Annotated in this window: 1 protein-coding gene; it reads left to right on the top strand. The window is 41.7% G+C overall.

Translation table 11 applies throughout. From position 1 onward, the window contains the following. Positions 1 to 136: 136 nt before the first annotated feature. On the top strand, positions 137 to 1,560 hold a 1,424-nt coding region (gene ahpF, locus FTU13_RS17335; protein WP_180129041.1), incomplete at its 3' end, for an alkyl hydroperoxide reductase subunit F.

Genomic DNA, 1,560 nt, shown 5'->3' with positions numbered 1-1,560 from the left:
TTATGATTTAGAAAGAAATTTAATCATTTGATTTGTAAAACCGATTAATTTTATAAAAACAAACCGTTTCACCTATTTAATGGTTTGTTCTATCATTCTCTCATCAAATAAATTTACTCCTCTGGAGACGTTAGCAATGTTAGATCAAAATACTTCTGCTCAATTAAAAACCTTACTTGAACGCCTTGAAGGCCCGATTGAAATTGTCGCGACTTTAAACGGCACGGAAAAATCAGACAAAATTAAAGAATTGGTGACTGAAGTTGCTGCTTTATCTGATTTAGTGACTGCACGTTTTGACGGTAACAACAGCCGTGCGCCAAGCTTTGGTATTGCAAAAGCAGGTGAAACACCACGTGTATTCTTCGCAGGTTTGCCGATGGGCCACGAATTCACATCTTTGATTCTAGCTTTGCTACAAACTTCAGGTTATGCACCGAAAGTTTCTGACGAAGTACTGAACACTATCAAAGGTCTAGGTCTTAAAACTGACTTTGATGTGTTTGTATCTTTAAGCTGCCATAACTGTCCTGACGTGGTTCAAGCCTTGAACCTAATTGCGATCTATAACCCAGGTACAACTGCAACCATGATTGATGGTGCATTCTTCCAAGACGAAGTTGAAGAACGCAAAATCATGGCTGTACCGATGGTATTCCAAGACGGCAACCACATCGGTCAAGGTCGTATGACCTTGGAAGAAATCATTGCGAAATTGGATACGAACTCTGCCGCAAAAGATGCTGAAAAGCTAAATGCCAAAGAAGCATTTGATGTCCTTGTGATTGGTGGTGGCCCTGCGGGTAATACCTCTGCAATCTATGCTGCACGTAAAGGCATTAAAACCGGTATCGTGGCTGAACGCATGGGCGGTCAGGTCATGGATACCATGGACATTGAAAACTTCACGTCGATTCAAAAGACTCAAGGTCCTAAGTTTGCTGCTGAAATGGAAGCACATGTACGTGAGTACGGTGTGGACATCATGAACTTGCAACGTGTGTCTGACATTAAAGGTGCAGATCAAACAGCCAATGGTCTAGTTGAAGTAACTTTAGAGAATGGTGCAAAACTTGAATCTAAAACAGTGATTCTTTCAACAGGTGCACGTTGGAGAGAAATGAACGTTCCGGGTGAACAAGAATACCGTACACGTGGTGTTGCATACTGCCCACACTGTGACGGTCCATTGTTTAAAGGTAAACGTGTTGCGGTGATCGGTGGTGGTAACTCAGGTGTCGAAGCGGCGATTGACCTTGCTGGTATTGTGGAACATGTAACACTTGTTGAGTTTGATACTAAGCTTCGCGCTGACCAAGTGCTTCAAGACAAGTTAAACAGCTTACCGAATACGACTGTGATCATGAATGCATTGTCTACAGAAGTAGTCGGTGATGGTTCACAAGTGACTGCATTGAACTACAAAGACCGTGCAACTGATGAAATCAAAACGATTGAATTGGCTGGTATCTTTGTACAAATCGGTTTGTTACCAAACACTGATTTCTTAAAAGAAACAGCAGTTGAACTTTCAAACCGTGGTGAGATCGTAATTAACGA

Origin of the sequence: Acinetobacter sp. YH12064, assembly GCF_013419735.1 — a bacterium.
Taxonomy (GTDB): domain Bacteria; phylum Pseudomonadota; class Gammaproteobacteria; order Pseudomonadales; family Moraxellaceae; genus Acinetobacter; species Acinetobacter amyesii.
This window is presented reverse-complemented; position numbering and strand designations above follow the sequence as displayed.